The following is a 17,321-nucleotide window of genomic DNA, read 5'->3' on the forward strand; positions in this document are numbered from 1 at the left end:
TGGTTTATAGATTAAAACGGTAAGTCATCGGTAGCTTCTACATCTTGTTTTGTATTCGAATCTGATTCTACTTTTTCATCTTGAGAAATAGTATCATTTCCTATAACATCTTGATCATTCTTTTTGGCAGGATAAATTTTTTCCATTGTTTCCGCTACATAAGTTATTTCATCCTCTTCATATAAATCAGGCATAATCTTATCTACAAAACCTACAAAAGTTGATTGATCTGCAATTGTCTGATCTAAAATAATAATTCTTCTATCCCCCAAAGCCTGTAGTTTTTCAATTTCAGATTCAGGATCAGCTTTTGGGGCAAAGTTGGCTATAATTAGAGTAAAAGAAGGAATAGATAATGCTTGCTTAATAATATCATTTATATGTTCATCATAAAAAGAATATCCTACACAAATCAACACCGATTGCGGTTGATTAATTGATTGTGAAAACTGTCTGAATAATTCCGAGTATGGTAAATCAAGTGTAAAAGATTTCTTACTAACACATGGATAAATCATAATTTCATTATTTTCATCAATAGGAAAATTATCATTCAATGGAATCTCTTTAATACCATATGTATTAGATACATTGGGTGTTGTTGAAACCCATGATAATGAGCCATGCATTTTATAGTATCTTAAAACCTTTTCTGCTCTATGTACTTTACCTATTGCACTCTGTCCAGGATAATACAAATCATAGTCATATACTTCTGGTCTAAAACATCTGTTATGAACTCCCATAAAACCATTTATGTAGTGTACTCCTAAGTTATCTAAAGCATAATCAAAGGCCATATCGTAATTAGTTGTAAACAGATTTGCTCGTTTCAAATGTACTGGTCTTTGTAAAAGTTTCTTAACTAGAACTTCATGATAATGATATCTATTTTTCTGAAGTTTTGAATCTGATGAGTATATAGAATGAATAGAGGTTTTATTAGTATCACATTGTTCAAACAACCACTTTTGCATTTTAACCATAGAAGAATTCAAAGAAGAGACATCTTCTTTTTTCATTTCTTTTAGGTAACGATCAGCTTGTAAACAATTGAATAGATCTTCATATGATGGATCTGCACCTTTCCCAAAATAATGAGCTGTTTCGTCCAAACATTGATCTTTTAATGGTTGGGGAATTGTCCTAATTACAGGGGCTCCTAAGTGAAAACTTGAACCAGCACCAAAAAGAAAACTCACATTTTCTAATTCAAGATATTTTTTTACTTTTAGTTTGATACTTTCAATTGCTTCAGCCATACTTTGTTTTTTATGGTTTATTATATCTAATTCTTCACCCGCACCTCGCCACTCATTAACTTAGGCAATAAGGTATCGCGAAGTTGGGTTAGGGTTTGGATTTGTTTTGAGTTATCTAAAATTTTTGAAAATAATGGTTCAACCTGAAATTTAAATTTTTCCATTATAATCGAATCTGGGACAAAACAAGGATACGATTTAATTTTCCCAACATTTAAATTTTGTTGTGCTGAACCTGAAGCCATTAAATTCAGTTCAACCCTTTGATTTTTTAAATATAAATAAAGAAACTCTTTACTACATATCTTATCATTTGCAACTAGTCCACAGGCAGCCTGATTAAAAGCTGAATCTTCAGTTAAAATCCCCAATCTTCCAACTGTTGGTGCAGCATAAATTGCAATAACTACAGTACCTGCTGGAAAAATCTTTGCTGATGAATTATCTAAACCTTCTTGTGTAATTTTAGAATTACTCGAAAAAAGATAATTATCATTTAATTCTTTTGTTGAGTACCAATTTATATCTCCATTATAATAAGAATCAATTTTTGTAGAAGGAGTTCCTCCAGAATTTATTTTTATGCATAAATCTTCAATAGTACAATCCTCCCAATCCTCTTTAACTTCCTCAATAAACCACTGGCGGAATAAAGTTTCTGCCAAGGTCTCTAAGGTTTGGTTTTGTTGGTGTAATAAGTCGATTTTATCATCCAAACCCGACAATACCGATGCAATGGCTTTTTGCTCGGGAAGTGGGGGAACTATTACTGGCAATGATTTTAAAACGGTCAAATTAATTAAAGGCACTGAAGAACCAGTATTTCTTTGTATAATCATATCCTTTAATAAATCACTAGCAAACCAATAATATGAATATAAAGGCAGAATCAAATTCTCATTAACTGATAATCGAATCTGTTTATTAGATATAATATATTTTTCAAATCTTTCATTACCATCTAAATATCCTACTTGTCCTATAGTTCCTACAGCTGTAAAAATTACATCTCCTTTCTTTGCCCATGTATTTAATTCATTCGCCTTATTTTCATCTATGAAAACAAAACCATCGTCCTTAAATTTAATAGATAAATCTAAAGAGAGATTATTTCCTCTTATAACAGGAATACCTGATGGTTTAAAAAATTTTGCACTTATATTAGAACCGAAAGGACCTGAAATAAGTGATCTTTTGACATCAGATTTTATGTCATCTAATGTCAAATATTCCCAATTAAAGGGAATTCTTCCGAAATCTGTCTCTTTCCAATCTCTATTCTCCATCATTCGGCAATTCAATTTTTAAAAAGTTTTCGGCAATCATTGCATTCAATTCTGCTTCTTTGGCTAATTGTTCTTCCAATGTTGCTTTTAACGAAGTAAAACGTTCTACAAAGTTAAAATCATCTTCTTCGTCAGGTAAACCTACATAACGCCCAGGTGTTAAGACATAATCCAACTCCGCTACTTTAGATACAGGAACCGAAGCACAAAAACCAGCAACATCTTCGTATTGCCCATCTACGTTACGCCAATTGTGGTAAGTAGAAGCAATTAAGTCGATATCTTCTTTGCTCAACTCACGGTTTTTACGGTTGATGAGATGTCCTAAATTACGGGCATCGATAAACAGGATTTCGTTTTCCGTATTGCGATATTTTTCATTTGGTACTTTCTTACGGCGCATAAACCATAACGCCGCTGGAATTTGGGTATTCAGGAATAACTTCGCTGGTAAGTTGACGATACAGTCGATTAATCCTTCCTCAATCAAGTTTTTACGGATTTCTCCTTCCCCCGAAGTTTTAGAAGTTAATGCTCCCTTTGCTAATACCACACCTGCTTGTCCTGTAGGTGCCAAGTGATGGATAAAATGTTGCAACCAACCAAAGTTGGCATTCCCTACTGGAGGGGTACCAAACTGCCAACGCGCATCGTTACGCAATACATCTCCCGACCAATCGCTCACGTTAAACGGAGGATTTGCAATGATAAAATCGGCTTTTAAATCTTTATGTGCATCGTTTAAGAACGAACCTTCCGAATTCCATTTAACTCCCGTAGAATCAATTCCACGAATGGCTAAGTTCATCTTCGCCAAACGCCAAGTGGTTTGGTTGGATTCTTGTCCGTAAATCGAGATATCATCTATTCTTCCCTGATGTTCTTCCACAAACTTTTCCGACTGTACAAACATACCACCCGAACCACAACACGGATCGAATACACGACCTTTGTGTGGTTCCAGCATTTCTACCAATAATTCTACAACCGAACGTGGCGTATAGAACTGTCCGCCTTTTTGTCCTTCCGCCAATGCAAACTGCCCTAAGAAATATTCAAATACGTGTCCTAACACATCGGCAGAACGCTCCTGCGTATCGCCAAAATTAATGTTACCAATCAAGTCGATCAAATCTCCTAAACTGGTAGGATCCAAGTTTTGTTTGGCATATACTTTTGGTAAAATCCCTTTTAATTGTGGGTTTTCTGCCTCAATAGCATCCATTCCATCGTCTACAATTTTACCAATAGTTGTTTGCTTTGCACTAGATTGTAAAAACGACCAACGCGCTGAAGGTGGCACAAAGAATACGTTTTCTGCCGTGTATTCTTCTCTGTCTTCCGGATCAGCTCCTTGATCGATTTGCGCTGTTAATTCTGCGTGTAATTTCTCAAATGCAATGGATATATATTTTAAGAAAATCAATCCAAGAACCACATCTTTATACTCCGCAGCATTGATGTTTTTACGCAACTTATCCGCTGCTTTCCATAAGGTTTTTTCAATCGTTTCCTGAACTTCTTCTTTTTTCTTTTTAGCCATTAGTTTTACTGAATTTTATAAAATAAATTAATCGTTAAATATACAAAGTGCATTTGAAAGAAAAAAGAGGAAAAGCAAAAGGGAGTAAGTAAGTAACTGAATTTGGTGAAAAGAAAATATTTTTTTTCTAGCTCAAAAAAAAACTATTCAATAGAAAGGGATTACAGCAAAGTAATGAAGGCTAATTCGTCTTTTGCTTTGTTTGACTTTATATCAGCATTTTTTTTCTGATGAAAAAAAATAAAAAAGTGTTTTGTAAAAAATCACTTACTCCAGTTACTCCCTAAAAAGAATGAATAAAAACGAAAATGAGTGCAGTTTTGCACTCATTTTTAATTATCAAATCTGAAAGGTATTTTTTCTTGATGTTGTGGGATTGGAATTGATTCTCCCGATTGTTTGTTTTCCATATCAACCAAATCAAAATCTTTCAAGATTACAGGAAATACATAGGCTTTATTTTTTGAAATTCTTTGAAAACCGTGTTTCTTTAATGCCATACCAATTTTTCTGACTGTTGTTTCTGTTATTGCAATTCCGCCTTTTGTAGAAAGGATATTTGCAATCTGAGTTGTATTAAAATAATATTGGGCTTTGTTTTTGTCTGCAGGTTCGAACCACGTTAACAGTAGTTCTTCTTCGGGACTTCTTAACTGATACTGTTCATTGTTGGCATTTATTTCTTTGATTTCTTCCTGGTTGAACCAGTGGCGGAAAGCTTCTTTTTTGAGTTTTAAAGCTTGTGAATAGACTTTGTTGATGTCAATTTCGTGGGTGTATGCTATATGCTCAACTTCGAAACAAAGGAAACGGCGTGAGCCGGTTGAATCGTTTAAGAATTGGGCGGTATTAACACTTCCTGCAAAACTAGCTCTTCTTGGCATATTCTCGTTGTTGTGTCCGTAGGCTTTTCGCATTCTGATATGGGTTTTGGTGATGATTTCTTTTAGGCTGCCGATTTCTGAACGGTTAAGGTTTTCTAATTCATCCAGATTGATTAACATACAATCAGCTAAATGGATTAAAGTATCTTTATTACTCGGATTGATGGTTCCTGAAAAGATGTATTTTTTAAGCTGATTGGGCATCAGTTTTTCTATCCAGGTTGTTTTTCCCAATGCCTGTTTCCCGGAAAATACGATTTCATTGTAAGAATAGATCCAACAATAGAATGATTTTTTTTAACACTTGTAAGATAATCAGATACTAACTCATCTTCCAGCCCATCTCTTTCACTGAGAACTGTCCATAAGTGTCCAGTGACTGGAATCCAACTCATTCCTAAATGATTCGAAGTCCCGAACCTTAGATTTTTTCTCCACTTTCCTAAGTATTAACCTCCAAAATGTTTGCTCTTCTGACTTCATTTTCTATTCCATTTTCACCAACATTGCTGCCAGATCCAATGAATACATAAATTTTTGTATTATCTTTTTTAGCAATCAAATTCGTTATTCAAAGGTTGTTGTAATCTCCTGCCAGAAGACGAACATTTTTTTTGGGCTTAGTAACTATAGTTTCGCCTCTTTTATATGGCTAAACCTACAAACCATCGTTCTTCGAAATATAAAACTGATTCTTGATAATTAACATTCCATAGCGTTGATTGAGGTTGTCAATAAAAATAGATGAGGATTCTACCCCACCATCTTTATTCGCATCTCGGTATAGAAGAATTATATAAACTGATTTAGCGCCTACTCCAGCATCACCTTTACCATTTAAGTCATTTTTTCTCATATCCTTAGCAGAGAGTTCGGAGTATGTTAATACCATAAAAATATCATCTTTATCTGCCTGGATCATATTTCTGGAACTTCTTATATTTTCAGTAAATCTTGTAACAATACAACCTGTTGGTGCGGTAGGTGTCTTATGTTTAGGTCATCTTATTGAACTCACAAAAAAACCGCTGTTAAAAGCCTGAAGAAAGTCATTATTAGATTAATTCAATTCTTTTTGTTGATGGTATTTAATTTTTATGATTTTAATAAATCTCTCCCTCTGGAATTCTGTCTTGTTTGAGGATGTTTTGGTGAATAAGAAACAAGCAGTCTTGAACATAAAAACATCAGTTATTTGTGTAAGATTTTCCATAATAAACCGGTAAAAAGGCAGCTAAGGTATTGTTGCCAGCCGTCGGCTTATCCCACCAAAAGACTACGGCATAAACGGTTTCCTCCCTAAAGGTACCCTCCAATTATTCCGTTTCCTTTTGGCTTTTTCTCATTGTCAACACTTCATATCTGCTTTCTTTTTTCCGGTTTTTCTTTTGAAAAATATTCAGCGAAGCCGACAAGGCTTTGTAAAAGTGGACGGAGAAGAGATTAAAAACAAATCAAATTGTACAATCTTAAAACAAACAGTTATGAACATTATCGGAAGACTGACAAGAGATGCGGAAGTGCGCACCCTGTCCAATGAAAAACAAGTAGTTAATTTCTCAATTGCTACCAACGACAATTATCGCAACAAACAAGGCGAAAAAATCGAACGAACAACCTACTTCGATTGTTCTTATTGGATTTCTCCCAAGGTGGCTGAAATTCTTACAAAAGGTGCTTTAGTAGAATTAAGCGGTAGAGCCTACACTTCTGCATGGATAGGAAAAGACGGAGAAGCCCATGCAGGATTAAATTTTCTTATCTCACAAATCAAACTACACAGCAGTAGCAAAAAGGATGGTAACACGAGCACATCTCAAAATAGAGCGACTACTGCTAAATCAAAATCGTCAGATAATGATAAAGGCGATGACTTACCATTCTAAACCAACAGCAATTAATAACATCAAAAAATATTATCATGGCACATAATTTAAATTTCAACAACAGCACAGGAAAATACTCATTTTTTACTGTAAAAGAAAAAGCTTGGCACAACTTAGGACAGCTTGTGCAGGAACATCCAACAAGCGAAGAAGCTATAAAGGTTGCAGGGCTGGACTACGATGTAGAAAAATCTCCCCTATTTACTAAAGGTTCGGGAATTATCGAGAACAGCAACGGCATTGAAATAATTGATTCTGAATTGGAAGTTCCTAACTATTTCGCAAATATTCGTACTGATAACAATACTATATTAGGTGTAGTGGGAAAAGATTACCAGATTGTCCAAAATCGTGAAGCCTTTTCTTTTTTTGATTCTATTGTAGGCGGTGGAGATGGTATTTTATACGAGACAGCGGGAGCTTTAGGAAATGGCGAAAGAATTTTTATTACGGCTAAACTTCCTGACTATATTCGTGTCGGAAATGGTGACGACATCACAGAAAAATATATCTTCCTAACAACCTCGCATGATGGAAGCGGAAGTATTACCGCCGCATTTACGCCCATCCGCATTGTTTGCCAAAATACTTTAAATGCTTCTCTAAAAAGCATGAGTAATGTAGTAAGAATTAGACATACTGCAGGTGCAAAACAACGCTTGGAGGATGCCCATAAAGTGATGGGTATAGCCACCAGACTGAGCAATGAATTAGAAAAAACTTTCAATTATTGGTCAAAGATTACAGTCGGTGATGCTGAAATGAAAAAATTAATTCAACTGGCACTCTGCCCTAACAAAGAAACCTTAAATCATTTGCACAAAGGTAATCTTGATGAACTATCAACTGTTTTTAAAAATACGGTTGAAGATGCTTTTGCCTACGCTATGATCAGTGAAAGCCAGCAAATGAATACAACCAAAGGAACTTTGTTTGGTGCTTACAATGCTGTGACAGGCTACTTTCAGAATGTCAGAAGCTATAAAAATAATGAAGCAAAACTGCAATCCATTATTTTAGGTGGTACGGCACAAATGAAATCCCAAAAGGCTTTTGAGCTTTGTGAAAAATATGCTCAGCAAGGAGCCGAGAATTTAATCCTAAACTAAAATAATGATAATAAACACGGGAAATAGGAGTCTCTGCCGTGAAAGAGCAACACCAATGAAATATAATATTGTAAACGAAATAAAATTGAGTTATTCAAGAAAAGGGAATTCAGAAAAATTAGTTAATAATTCTTTGGATGCCGTGGATATCTTCCGCCAGCATTTTAATACCGACGAAATCGATTATAGAGAATCTTTTTTTGCCCTGTATTTAAATCAGGCGCATAAGGTGTTAGGCATTAGAAAAATTTCAGAATCAGGAATTTCTTCTACCATTGTTGATGTAAGAATTATTCTGCAAGCAGCTTTGCTGAGTAATGCTTCAGCAATCATCATTGCTCATAATCATCCCTCAGGTAATCTGAAACCTTCCGCAGAAGATATCAAGGTAACCCAAAATATTAAAAAAGCTTCTGAGCTTTTTAATATTAAATTACTCGATCATTTTATTTTAACATCAACGGATTTTTTCTCTTTTACCTCCGAAGGTCATCTTTGAGTTTTGTCTGTGAATTAACCAAGCAACAAATAAATGCTGCTTGGTTTAATTTTTGGCAAAAAGACAAATCCGCCTTCGGTCGGAATAGTCTTTTTGCATGGTGATTGGACACAACCTATTTGACTAACTTCCCTATTCCAGCGCTCTCAAAAAAGTTGTGGTTTTATTTTACTGTTTTATAAAAACTTTCTATTAATACAATACTAAATTCAATTATCACGAAGCATTGTCGAATTCAAAATCAACCTTACTCTCATTTCCAAAACTATCTTTTATCCAAATACTGAATTTGTGAGATTCTGATGATTCAGAAGTGTAATACAGCCGAAACTGTTTTTGAGGTAATTCATATTCATCATTCGGGAGATAAGGTGAATCATTGTAATGCTGCAGTCTTCCGCTTCCTTCATACTGAAAATACCGAATGCTGTATTTTGTTTCATTAAAGTTAGAGGCTGTTTCCAAAGAGATTCTAATTTCGACAGTTTCATTCTCCTGTATTTTACTGGGAAGTGGCATAACAGTCACCTCAAATGGAAAGTTCTGCAATATTTCCAAATCCTTATCCTGACACGAATTGATAACAAAACTTAGGAAAAACAGGATGAATGAATACTTCCATAGATTATAAATCTTACAATTAATTAGATTGTTCATAGTATCTATTTAAAAATTAAACCTTAGTCACAACCAAACAAAGCATGTAAAGCACCTAGCTCACTGTTCTGCAAAAAACGAAGCTGTCCATTGACGATAAAAACTACATGCTCCGTCACATAGCTTTCTAATGAGAGCTTCCCTCCTGTTCCATAAACAAAGCTTTCTGTACTGGTCAGTAATGAACCATCATAAAGAATTGATTGACCTCTGTTGACCTGCTCATAACCGACAAGCCCGCTGATTCCTAAATTTAAATTGACATTCCGCATTGAGTCACCCCATAAATAAAAACTGTAACCAACATTAAATAGAAATGTGTCGATGGGAATATCATAAGCCCTATATTCATAATATTTCCTGCTGTATTCCGCCAATCCAAACAAGTAGTTCCCGTTCTTTGCATAAGAAACAAGTCCTGCTGCTAAAACATAATTCTGCTTTTCTGGAGAATTAGGAAATACGGAATAGGATAGTTCAAATCCTTTTTGCTTTGGAATCATCTGCTGTGCAAATGATTGTACATTCATTGTTAAAATGAAAAGCACTGCTACTAATAATCTGCTCATCTTAGTTGGTTTTAAAATTTAAACTATTGATCAACTTTGCATTAATCAGCTCCGTATTCTCTAACTGAACTTTTTGATGGCGTCCTCCATTTCTTTCTAAAATCTCAATTTCTAAGACCTGATCCTTTAACAATGTAAATTGCTCCAGTAGATAAACAGCAGTTATGCTCGAATTATGATTGGCATTTGTCATTGGTGAATAAACCCTGAGTGCTTCCAACAATTTATCCTGAACAACAGTTCTTTTTAAATTCTTCTTATCAAAAATTTTAAAGTTGATTAATTCAATATCATACGCTACATTACTGCTATTATCAACCTGTAAGGTAAAATAGAATTTATTGTCATTCACATGTAATGCACGAACAGAAAACTGAATCCCAAAACTTTTCGCTGCGATATGCTTAACCGTTTTTCGACTCTTCCTATGAAGATTTTCCATAATCAAATCTGTTAAAGAAGAAGAGCTTCCTTTTAAATCTTCAAAAAGTACATCCGTTGAATATTGACTTTCAATCGTTCTCTGCATCTTTACCAGGTCGTAACTGAGGGTATCAGGATAAGAACTGTAAAAAACATCGAAGCTGTAAAATTTTCCATCCTCTGTGATGACTGAAAAATTGGTTTCCTCTTCAAAATCCCTCACTGCAGATTTGACTCTGAGAACATTGCCTATAGGCTCAGCCTTATTGGCTACTAACAATTCACTCCCCAAATCAACATAGCGAATAGGAGATGGAAAAATCACATGGCTCGTTTTACTGTAAGTCACCTGCATTCTGTAAGGTTCCAATCTTGCCTCTTCGAGAGAAACATAGGTCATTACCGAATCCTGACCAAATGCTCTGCTAAAAAACAGCAGAAATAACATCCTCAGAATAAATTGGCTCTTTTGTGTATTCATTTGTAATTTTTTATGATTAATTATTTTTGGGTACAAGCAAAACCTGATGACCCGCTTTTACTGTGACTTTCAATTGTCTGACTCTCTTTTGGAAATAGCCAGACAAACCCTGCACGACTCCCCTGCTCAGATCAGCAGCAATCTGTTGTCCTGCTGATTGGGTCATCATAATATTGCTACCTGAAGTCTGGCTCATATTGGCGACGATATCATTGACCGCATTTTGCTCTGGTGAATAAGGAATATATAATCCTGACTGACCATCATTATCGTGGACGTTGATTTCCACAGGATAGACATTTCCCTTATATTGAATGGAAGATATTTTTAACTGAAGTCTTCCACCCTGAAATTTACCTGCAGCAATCAATAAACTTCCGCTGGGAATTTCCGTACGTCCCAATTGCATTCCCTCAGCAAGTCTAATGGATAGTGTACTTTCATTTATTAAAGTCTTAGTCTCATAGACCACAGCACTTATCGCATTTTTAGATGAGGCTGAATTCTTCATATCGTTTTGTGTCTCATAAAATCGATTCTGATTCAAAGCCGCAATAAAAGCACTATCTGACTGCTCTCTGTATAATGAAGAGACAATATTCGAATGGAAGGGTTTTGCCGGTATCAGCTTAATTTTCTTTTCTGTTGACTTTTCATCCTCTTCTTTTGGTGCCGGTTCTTCCTGTTTAGTAGTCGTTGGAAGATACTTGGCTGCCATCTGATATGATTTTTCCATCAGTTCTAGCTGGTCGTTCACTCCAAGTCCTGCAGGAGCAGCATTATTCTGCATCGCGTCGTTCTTTAATCTTGAAATTTCTTTCCTCAGATTATTGACTTCCTGATCATCCCGACCATAAAATGAACTCAAGGTCTGCTGTGCATTTCGATAACTGTTCACAGCATTCTGATCGGACTGCTGAAGCCCACCACTACCAACTGGACTAGATGTATTAGTTCTAGAATTTAAACCGCTTTGGTCATTCCAATAGTCCGATAAGGTGGTTACGGCATTCCTTTTTTCTTCATTTTTTTGCTCCAACAACTGCTGCTCGTAAGCCTTTTGCTTATCTGACTGTAACTGACCATCCTTTGCCTGCGGGATAGCCGCATTAAAACCAGTCTTTTCAACTAGAGCATTGTTAGCTTTTGGTTTAAAAATGAGGTAAAAACAAGATGCGCACACGGCAGCCATCAAAAAGTAGATGATAGGCTTTTTCAGTTTTTCCCATTGAGCTTTTGGATCTTCATTCACTCCGTTAGTATTTTGAGGGAGATCATTTTCTGTCAATTTAATTTTCTCTGAATCTTTCATATGCTATTTTTTAATGGGTGATTCTGTAAGATCGTTCTGTTCTGAAGCTTTTTCTATCAACTTCGTAGAAATGCCGTCAATGTGATCGATAGACATTGTATTACTCTTTTGACCCGTTGAAACAATAACATAGATCAGGACGATGACCGTCAGCAAACAATAACTGCCAAAGAAAACCTTAGTCAGTAATCTTTGTTTCGCTACAGAAAGAGTTTTCCAATGGTTCTCTGTCGTCAAAACAAAATGTTCAATTTTATCTCTTAGTTTTTTCATTACCGATATTTTTAGCGTTCAACGGTTTCAACATCTCTATTTTCAATCACATTGAATTTTTCAATCGTAAATCCCTGCGGATTACTGTCAGACCTTACTGAATTAACTAAAGAACAGTCTGTCACTAAATTCCTGATGGTAAGATTACTGGATCGGATAATAAATTGTCTGGCATAAGTCTTTACGCCATAAGGATAGCTGTTGAAATTGGCAACGACACTGTCGACCTCAATCCTCTGTTGAATATTACCTGAAATGATCCTGTTGTAATAGCCTTTCTCCTGAAGGTCTTTATAGTAATTGAAAGCTGATTGATCTGCCAGATTAAAGGCTCTTTTTACATTGCTTTCAATCGCATTCTTATCTGGTGCTATCGTGAAAAACAATTCGTGGAATCGTCTCACATGCTCTCTGGCTTCTACAGGTCTGTTAATGGACATATCCTGCGATAATGCAACCATTAAAGATTTACCATTGTCCAACACATAGATTTTCTGGCGCTGTTCTTCAGCAAACTGGTAGGATTTGAATACCACGACCCCTACGACTCCAAAACACAACACCGCAAAAACAAACGTAAATAGTCGGATCTGCTTGAAGCTGCTCTCAATATTTCTTAAAGTTTTAAATTCCATAGAACTGTATTTTTTTATTTTAATAATCTTCCCGAAATATTTCCTGTTACTGAACCAACAGCTGCTCCAGCAACATTCCCTGACTTCATAGCTGTCTGGTTTACATTGCGCATAAAATTGCCTGCTCCTCCTGCCTGAATGACCCAGCCTGTCACGGTCGGTACCGTAAAGTAGCCTATTATGCCAATCACCATATAAATGATATAAACTGTATTGGAAGTATCAGGAATAAAAGTCGGATCAGCAAGCATCTCGATATCCCGTTCTAAAATCAAAGTCTGTATTTTGGCAAGAATAGCACTAAATATATCTGCAACCGGCAACCACAGATAGACACTGATGTATCTTGTCAGCCATTGGCTCAAAGTGGTCTGAAATCCATCCCATACTGAAATAGCAAAGGCAATCGGTCCTAGTATTGAAAGTACAATCAGAAAGAAGGTTCTGATGGTATCAATCACCAAAGCTGCGGACTGAAAGAGGATTTCTAGAAATTCACGAAAACCGTCCCTAATATCTTTCTTAATGGCGAACATCTCCCTCTCAATATACATACCCGACATTGTGACTAGATCCGATGGTGACCAACCCAGCTCTTCCAGCTTTTTGTCAAATTCTTCGTTTGAAATCAAATAGGCCATCTCCGGATTTCTAAGCATGGCTTCCCGTTCCAAAAGGTCTTTTTTCTGCTGGAGATCATTCATATCAAGAACCTGATCTTCGAGGATGGAATGGCTTCCCTGAACAATGGGACTCATCACTCCATTCAAGCTTCCTAAAACCAATGTGGTAAAGAACATAATGCAGATGCCGATAGCAAATGGTCTCAACATCGGAAACAAATCTATCGGTTCCGCCCGGCTCAGCGACTGCCAGACTTTTAAAGCCACATAGAACAGGGCTCCCAAACCAGCAACGCCTTTGGCTACAGCGGCCATATCAGCGCACATCGGCATCATTTCTTCGTAAACGGAACGCAGGACTTCGTGTAAGTTGTTCGGTTCCATCTTACCAGTATTTTTGATTAGAAGTTCCGTAAAGATTCAACACTCTTTGGGTATTGTTCTGCTTTTTAGCTCTTAGATAACTAACCGAAATATTTTTATTGGTATAATATCTTACCAAATTATGATATGCTTTAACCTCCTTATACACTCGATCAACAACGTCCATCCTTTCTTTATCATTGAGAGAAAGACCGTTAGATGTGATGATCTCTTTCAGTTCTTTCAAGAGCTCTGTACTCTCGGTAAGAAGTGCAGAATAACCATTGGCAATGGAAGCTAATTCCTGAGCATTGAAGTTGGGATCATTCAGCATCTTTCCAAAATTGTTCACATACATTTCAGAAACATCGCCTACCAAAAGAACAGTCTGCTGTACTTTTCTTGCATCCTTAATAAGATTGTTGATGGCTTTCAGCTGATCATAATATTCCTTTCCCTGTTCATAGACTTTCTTAACTTCATTGAAGTTCTTTATCACATTCGATACGGTCGATGAAGTCTGCACAATTTCATTGGCAGAGTTTAATATGCCTGATGCCAGGTTGGCTGGATCGGTCACTACAAATTGTGCTTTTCCAAATGTTACGGTAGCGAAGCATGCTGCCATCATTGTTTTGATGATTAAATTTTTCATTGTTTTAAAATTTTAAATGATTTAATGGTCTTTTTTATTCGATTTGATTCTCTTGAGAGAAATCCGCTTGATGGCGTGTTCAACATTGCCGTCAAGTTCTGATGCAAGATTCATCACTTCCATCTTTTCTGTTTCTTCAGTGGTATAAGCCAGATATTCTTCGGTAGAAACTTCAGTGGCATAGACTGCAGAGTGTGTTCCACCCAATCCAATCCATACTTCTTTATACAATCTTCGTGGATCGTTGTTCATATTAATCGATAATACCTGAGATTTCTCCTTGTCGGTCAATCCCAGCATTGCCTGAATGTCATCGAACTTGTTCATGTACTTTCGCTGGTCAAGAAGAATCTTACAGTCTGAATTGTTAATGATACTTTCCTTCACAATCGGTGACTGGATGATATCATCGACTTCCTGAGTCACCACAATGGCTTCTCCGAAGAATTTTCTTACTGTTTTGAAGAGGTATTTGATGTACTCTGCCATACCTTCTTTGGCGATGGCTTTCCAGGCTTCTTCAATGAGGATCAGCTTTCTGATTCCTTTGAGCCTTCGCATTTTATTGATAAAGACTTCCATAATAATAATGGTCACAATAGGGAACAGAATCTTATGATCTTTAATGGCATCGATTTCAAAAACGATGAAACGTTTGGATAACAAGTCGAGCTGCTTTTCTGAATTGAGCAGATAGTCATATTCACCTCCTCGGTAATAAGGTTCCAGCACATTAAGAAAGTTGGCAATATCAAAGTCTTTTTCTCTGACTTTCTTCTGCTCCAATACTTTCTGATAATCATCTTTCACATAATCATAAAAACCATTAAAAGAAGGATGCTCTTCACTGGATTTAATCTTTTCAATATATCCGCTGACGGCATTGGACAATGCGACTTCCTCTGAACGGGTAGGTGGTTCATCATCTCTTTTCCAAAGTGTCAGAATTAAGGTTTTGATACTCTCCCGTTTTTCAATGTCAAAGACTCCGTCATCGGTGTAGAATGGATTGAAGGCAATGGGATTGTCTTCGGTATAGGTAAAATAAACCCCATCCTCACCTTTCGTTTTTCCTTTAATCAGCTCACACAATCCCTGATAGGAATTTCCAGTATCGACTAAAAGTACGTGAGCGCCCTGTTCATAATACTGTCGTACCATATGGTTCGTGAAGAAGGATTTGCCGCTTCCTGAAGGTCCAAGGATGAACTTATTTCTGTTCGTAATAATTCCCTGTTTCATCGGCAGATCTGAAATATCCAGATGAATCGGTTTTCCCGTGAGACGGTCAGCCATCTTGATCCCAAATGGAGATGGTGAATCCTGATAGTTGGTTTCTTCAGTGAAAAAACATAAAGCCGGTTCTATGAAAGTGTAAAAGCTTTCTTCACTCGGAAAATCTCCTGCATTGCCCGGAATTCCTGCCCAATACAGGGTGGCTGTATCCGTCGTATTATGGCGGGGCTTACATTCCATTAAGGCTAAAGCACTACCTGTATCATTCTTTAACTGCTTCAATTCAGCAGGATTATCAGACCACGACATCACATTAAAATGAGCACGGACAGATTGAAGACCATAAGAAAGGGCTTCATTCAAATATTTCTCAATCCATTCTTTATTAATCTGATTCGCCCTGCTGTATCTCGCCAATGAATGCATATTTCTTGCAGATTTTTCAAACTGACGAAGGTTTTCATCACTGTTGTCAATGAATAGATACTGATTGTAAATATGATTGCAACTTAGTAGAAGTCCCACAGGAGAAGCAAATGACAGAAGACAGTCACTGCGGTCTGTGCTTAACTTTTCATAACGGCTATGCGATGAAACAGTACCCGGCAAATCCTCCGTATCCGACAGTGTGTGCATACTGATACGGTTGTTGCCAATACGCATTTCCTCCGACCCTAACTTGATGTCCTGCAAAGACGGATTGAATTCACGCGATAAGGTGAGATATTGTTCCAGTAATCCTGATTGTTCCGCAGTTCCAGATATTTCATCTTCGGTCATCCTTTCAAGATGTATGTATCCGCTGTCGTTCATAATCCGCTCCAGCTGATCGACAGCTTCAAGAAAACGACCGATGACTTCCTTGTCCTTAATCTCTTTTGGAATCAGCTTACCTTTGCATAGAGATGAAAAGTTACTCTGCATCCGCATTCTTTCCTTACTGGTTTTTGTAATAAACAGATAACAGTAATGATTTAGAAATGGCCGCTCATTGAAATGCCTTTCAAATGATTTGGAAAGAAAACTTTGGTCTTCTCTTGACAAATCTGGATTGTAGTTCTCTTTGATAAACCAGTCCTGCTTATGAACAACGGTAAAATCAGGGAGTGTTTTAATCGCTTTGAACCAAGCGGAATGCATGGCTTCATACTCAGCGGAAGCAACGGTAAATAGTTCAGGCAGCCTAACTTTAAAACAAACCGTAACATCGGCATCCTTTGAAATGATACAATCATTTTCAATCGCCAGCAGTGGAAACTTACTTTCCAAAGTGGCTGCTTTGGAAGAGTTTCTCATTCTTTTGTTTTTTTACGATTAGTTTTCAGATAGCGGTAGATACTCTTACGGCTGATGATATACCTAGGGTGCTTCTTGCGAGCGCCCATTTTCATCAGACCATGTTCACCATATCTTCCATTCAGTGCGAAAGTCTGCCAGATAAGCAGACCACTGCTGGCACCTCCGAGAATTAGACACAGATAGGTATTGACCCCAGCCATATACATAATCATCACGCAGATCAGCAATCCCAGCAAGCCGCCTGAAAAAATGAAAAGATATTGTGCCTTAAGTCCCTTAAATTCTACCGTCCTGCCTATTCCTTTATTGATATGATAGGTATTCAT

At 36.7% G+C, this 17,321-nt stretch carries 19 protein-coding genes; 3 read left to right on the forward strand and 16 right to left on the reverse strand.

What is annotated here, in order from left to right; translation table 11 throughout:
• Positions 1-11: 11 nt before the first annotated feature.
• From RTY06_RS02955 to RTY06_RS02980, 6 genes are all read right to left on the reverse strand, one after another.
• Positions 12-1,262, reverse strand: coding sequence for an SIR2 family protein (locus RTY06_RS02955; RefSeq protein WP_312822696.1), 1,251 nt, complete (start codon positions 1,260-1,262; stop codon positions 12-14).
• Between the two features lie 26 nt (positions 1,263-1,288).
• Positions 1,289-2,551 (reverse strand): restriction endonuclease subunit S, encoded by a 1,263-nt coding sequence (locus RTY06_RS02960; RefSeq protein ID WP_312822697.1) that lies wholly within the window; start codon positions 2,549-2,551, stop codon positions 1,289-1,291.
• On the reverse strand, positions 2,538-4,091 hold the full coding sequence (locus RTY06_RS02965) for a class I SAM-dependent DNA methyltransferase (RefSeq protein WP_312822698.1): 1,554 nt from the start codon (positions 4,089-4,091) through the stop codon (positions 2,538-2,540). Before RTY06_RS02965 ends, RTY06_RS02960 begins: the two co-directional genes overlap by 14 nt.
• Before the next feature lie 332 nt (positions 4,092-4,423).
• Positions 4,424-5,209, reverse strand: coding sequence for a VapE domain-containing protein (locus tag RTY06_RS02970; RefSeq protein WP_312822699.1), 786 nt, complete (start codon positions 5,207-5,209; stop codon positions 4,424-4,426).
• On the reverse strand, positions 5,188-5,370 hold the full coding sequence (locus RTY06_RS02975) for a hypothetical protein (RefSeq protein WP_312822701.1): 183 nt from the start codon (positions 5,368-5,370) through the stop codon (positions 5,188-5,190). Before RTY06_RS02975 ends, RTY06_RS02970 begins: the two co-directional genes overlap by 22 nt.
• Positions 5,371-5,633: 263 nt before the next feature.
• A complete protein-coding gene (locus RTY06_RS02980) occupies positions 5,634-5,867 on the reverse strand; it encodes a hypothetical protein (protein ID WP_312822703.1) in 234 nt (77 codons plus the stop codon).
• Between the two features lie 592 nt (positions 5,868-6,459).
• Between RTY06_RS02980 and RTY06_RS02985 the strand changes: the two genes are divergently transcribed.
• Genes RTY06_RS02985 through RTY06_RS02995 form a run of 3 tightly spaced genes read left to right on the forward strand, consistent with a single transcriptional unit; the run spans position 6,460 to position 8,469 of the window.
• Positions 6,460-6,861, forward strand: a complete 402-nt coding sequence (locus tag RTY06_RS02985; protein WP_312823027.1) for a single-stranded DNA-binding protein — start codon at positions 6,460-6,462, stop codon at positions 6,859-6,861.
• Between the two features lie 35 nt (positions 6,862-6,896).
• The gene (locus RTY06_RS02990) at positions 6,897-7,970 is read left to right on the forward strand and encodes a DUF932 domain-containing protein (protein ID WP_312822705.1); all 1,074 of its coding nucleotides are present in this window, start codon (positions 6,897-6,899) and stop codon (positions 7,968-7,970) included.
• A 4-nt stretch (positions 7,971-7,974) separates the two neighbouring features.
• Positions 7,975-8,469 carry a JAB domain-containing protein gene (locus tag RTY06_RS02995; protein WP_312822707.1) on the forward strand — a complete coding sequence of 165 codons (495 nt, stop codon included), beginning with the start codon at positions 7,975-7,977 and terminating at the stop codon, positions 8,467-8,469.
• A 216-nt stretch (positions 8,470-8,685) separates the two neighbouring features.
• On the opposite strand, the gene RTY06_RS03000 is transcribed toward RTY06_RS02995, so the two are convergent.
• The 10 genes from RTY06_RS03000 to RTY06_RS03045 are packed head-to-tail and all read right to left on the reverse strand — an operon-like array spanning position 8,686 to position 17,321.
• Positions 8,686-9,126, reverse strand: coding sequence for a TraQ conjugal transfer family protein (locus RTY06_RS03000; protein WP_312822709.1), 441 nt, complete (start codon positions 9,124-9,126; stop codon positions 8,686-8,688).
• Positions 9,127-9,149: 23 nt separating this feature from the next.
• Positions 9,150-9,695 carry a conjugal transfer protein TraO gene (locus RTY06_RS03005; RefSeq protein WP_312822711.1) on the reverse strand — a complete coding sequence of 182 codons (546 nt, stop codon included), beginning with the start codon at positions 9,693-9,695 and terminating at the stop codon, positions 9,150-9,152.
• 1 nt (position 9,696) lies between these two features.
• Positions 9,697-10,599 (reverse strand): conjugative transposon protein TraN, encoded by a 903-nt coding sequence (gene traN, locus RTY06_RS03010; protein WP_312822713.1) that lies wholly within the window; start codon positions 10,597-10,599, stop codon positions 9,697-9,699.
• 16 nt (positions 10,600-10,615) lie between these two features.
• Positions 10,616-11,911: a conjugative transposon protein TraM gene (traM, locus tag RTY06_RS03015; RefSeq protein ID WP_312822714.1), complete on the reverse strand. Its 1,296-nt coding sequence runs from the start codon at positions 11,909-11,911 to the stop codon at positions 10,616-10,618.
• A gap of 3 nt (positions 11,912-11,914) precedes the next feature.
• Positions 11,915-12,184, reverse strand: coding sequence for a hypothetical protein (locus RTY06_RS03020; protein ID WP_312822715.1), 270 nt, complete (start codon positions 12,182-12,184; stop codon positions 11,915-11,917).
• An 11-nt stretch (positions 12,185-12,195) separates the two neighbouring features.
• The gene (gene traK / locus RTY06_RS03025; protein ID WP_309997278.1) at positions 12,196-12,819 is read right to left on the reverse strand and encodes a conjugative transposon protein TraK; all 624 of its coding nucleotides are present in this window, start codon (positions 12,817-12,819) and stop codon (positions 12,196-12,198) included.
• 14 nt (positions 12,820-12,833) lie between these two features.
• Positions 12,834-13,826, reverse strand: coding sequence for a conjugative transposon protein TraJ (traJ, locus tag RTY06_RS03030; RefSeq protein ID WP_312822719.1), 993 nt, complete (start codon positions 13,824-13,826; stop codon positions 12,834-12,836).
• Position 13,827: 1 nt separating this feature from the next.
• Positions 13,828-14,436 carry a DUF4141 domain-containing protein gene (locus RTY06_RS03035; protein ID WP_409450824.1) on the reverse strand — a complete coding sequence of 203 codons (609 nt, stop codon included), beginning with the start codon at positions 14,434-14,436 and terminating at the stop codon, positions 13,828-13,830.
• 45 nt (positions 14,437-14,481) lie between these two features.
• Positions 14,482-16,992 carry a TraG family conjugative transposon ATPase gene (locus RTY06_RS03040; RefSeq protein ID WP_312822721.1) on the reverse strand — a complete coding sequence of 837 codons (2,511 nt, stop codon included), beginning with the start codon at positions 16,990-16,992 and terminating at the stop codon, positions 14,482-14,484.
• On the reverse strand, positions 16,989-17,321 hold the full coding sequence (locus RTY06_RS03045; protein ID WP_312822722.1) for a DUF4133 domain-containing protein: 333 nt from the start codon (positions 17,319-17,321) through the stop codon (positions 16,989-16,991). The genes RTY06_RS03040 and RTY06_RS03045 overlap by 4 nt, the downstream gene beginning before the upstream one ends.

The organism is Epilithonimonas sp., assembly GCF_032055105.1.
Lineage (GTDB): Bacteria > Bacteroidota > Bacteroidia > Flavobacteriales > Weeksellaceae > Epilithonimonas.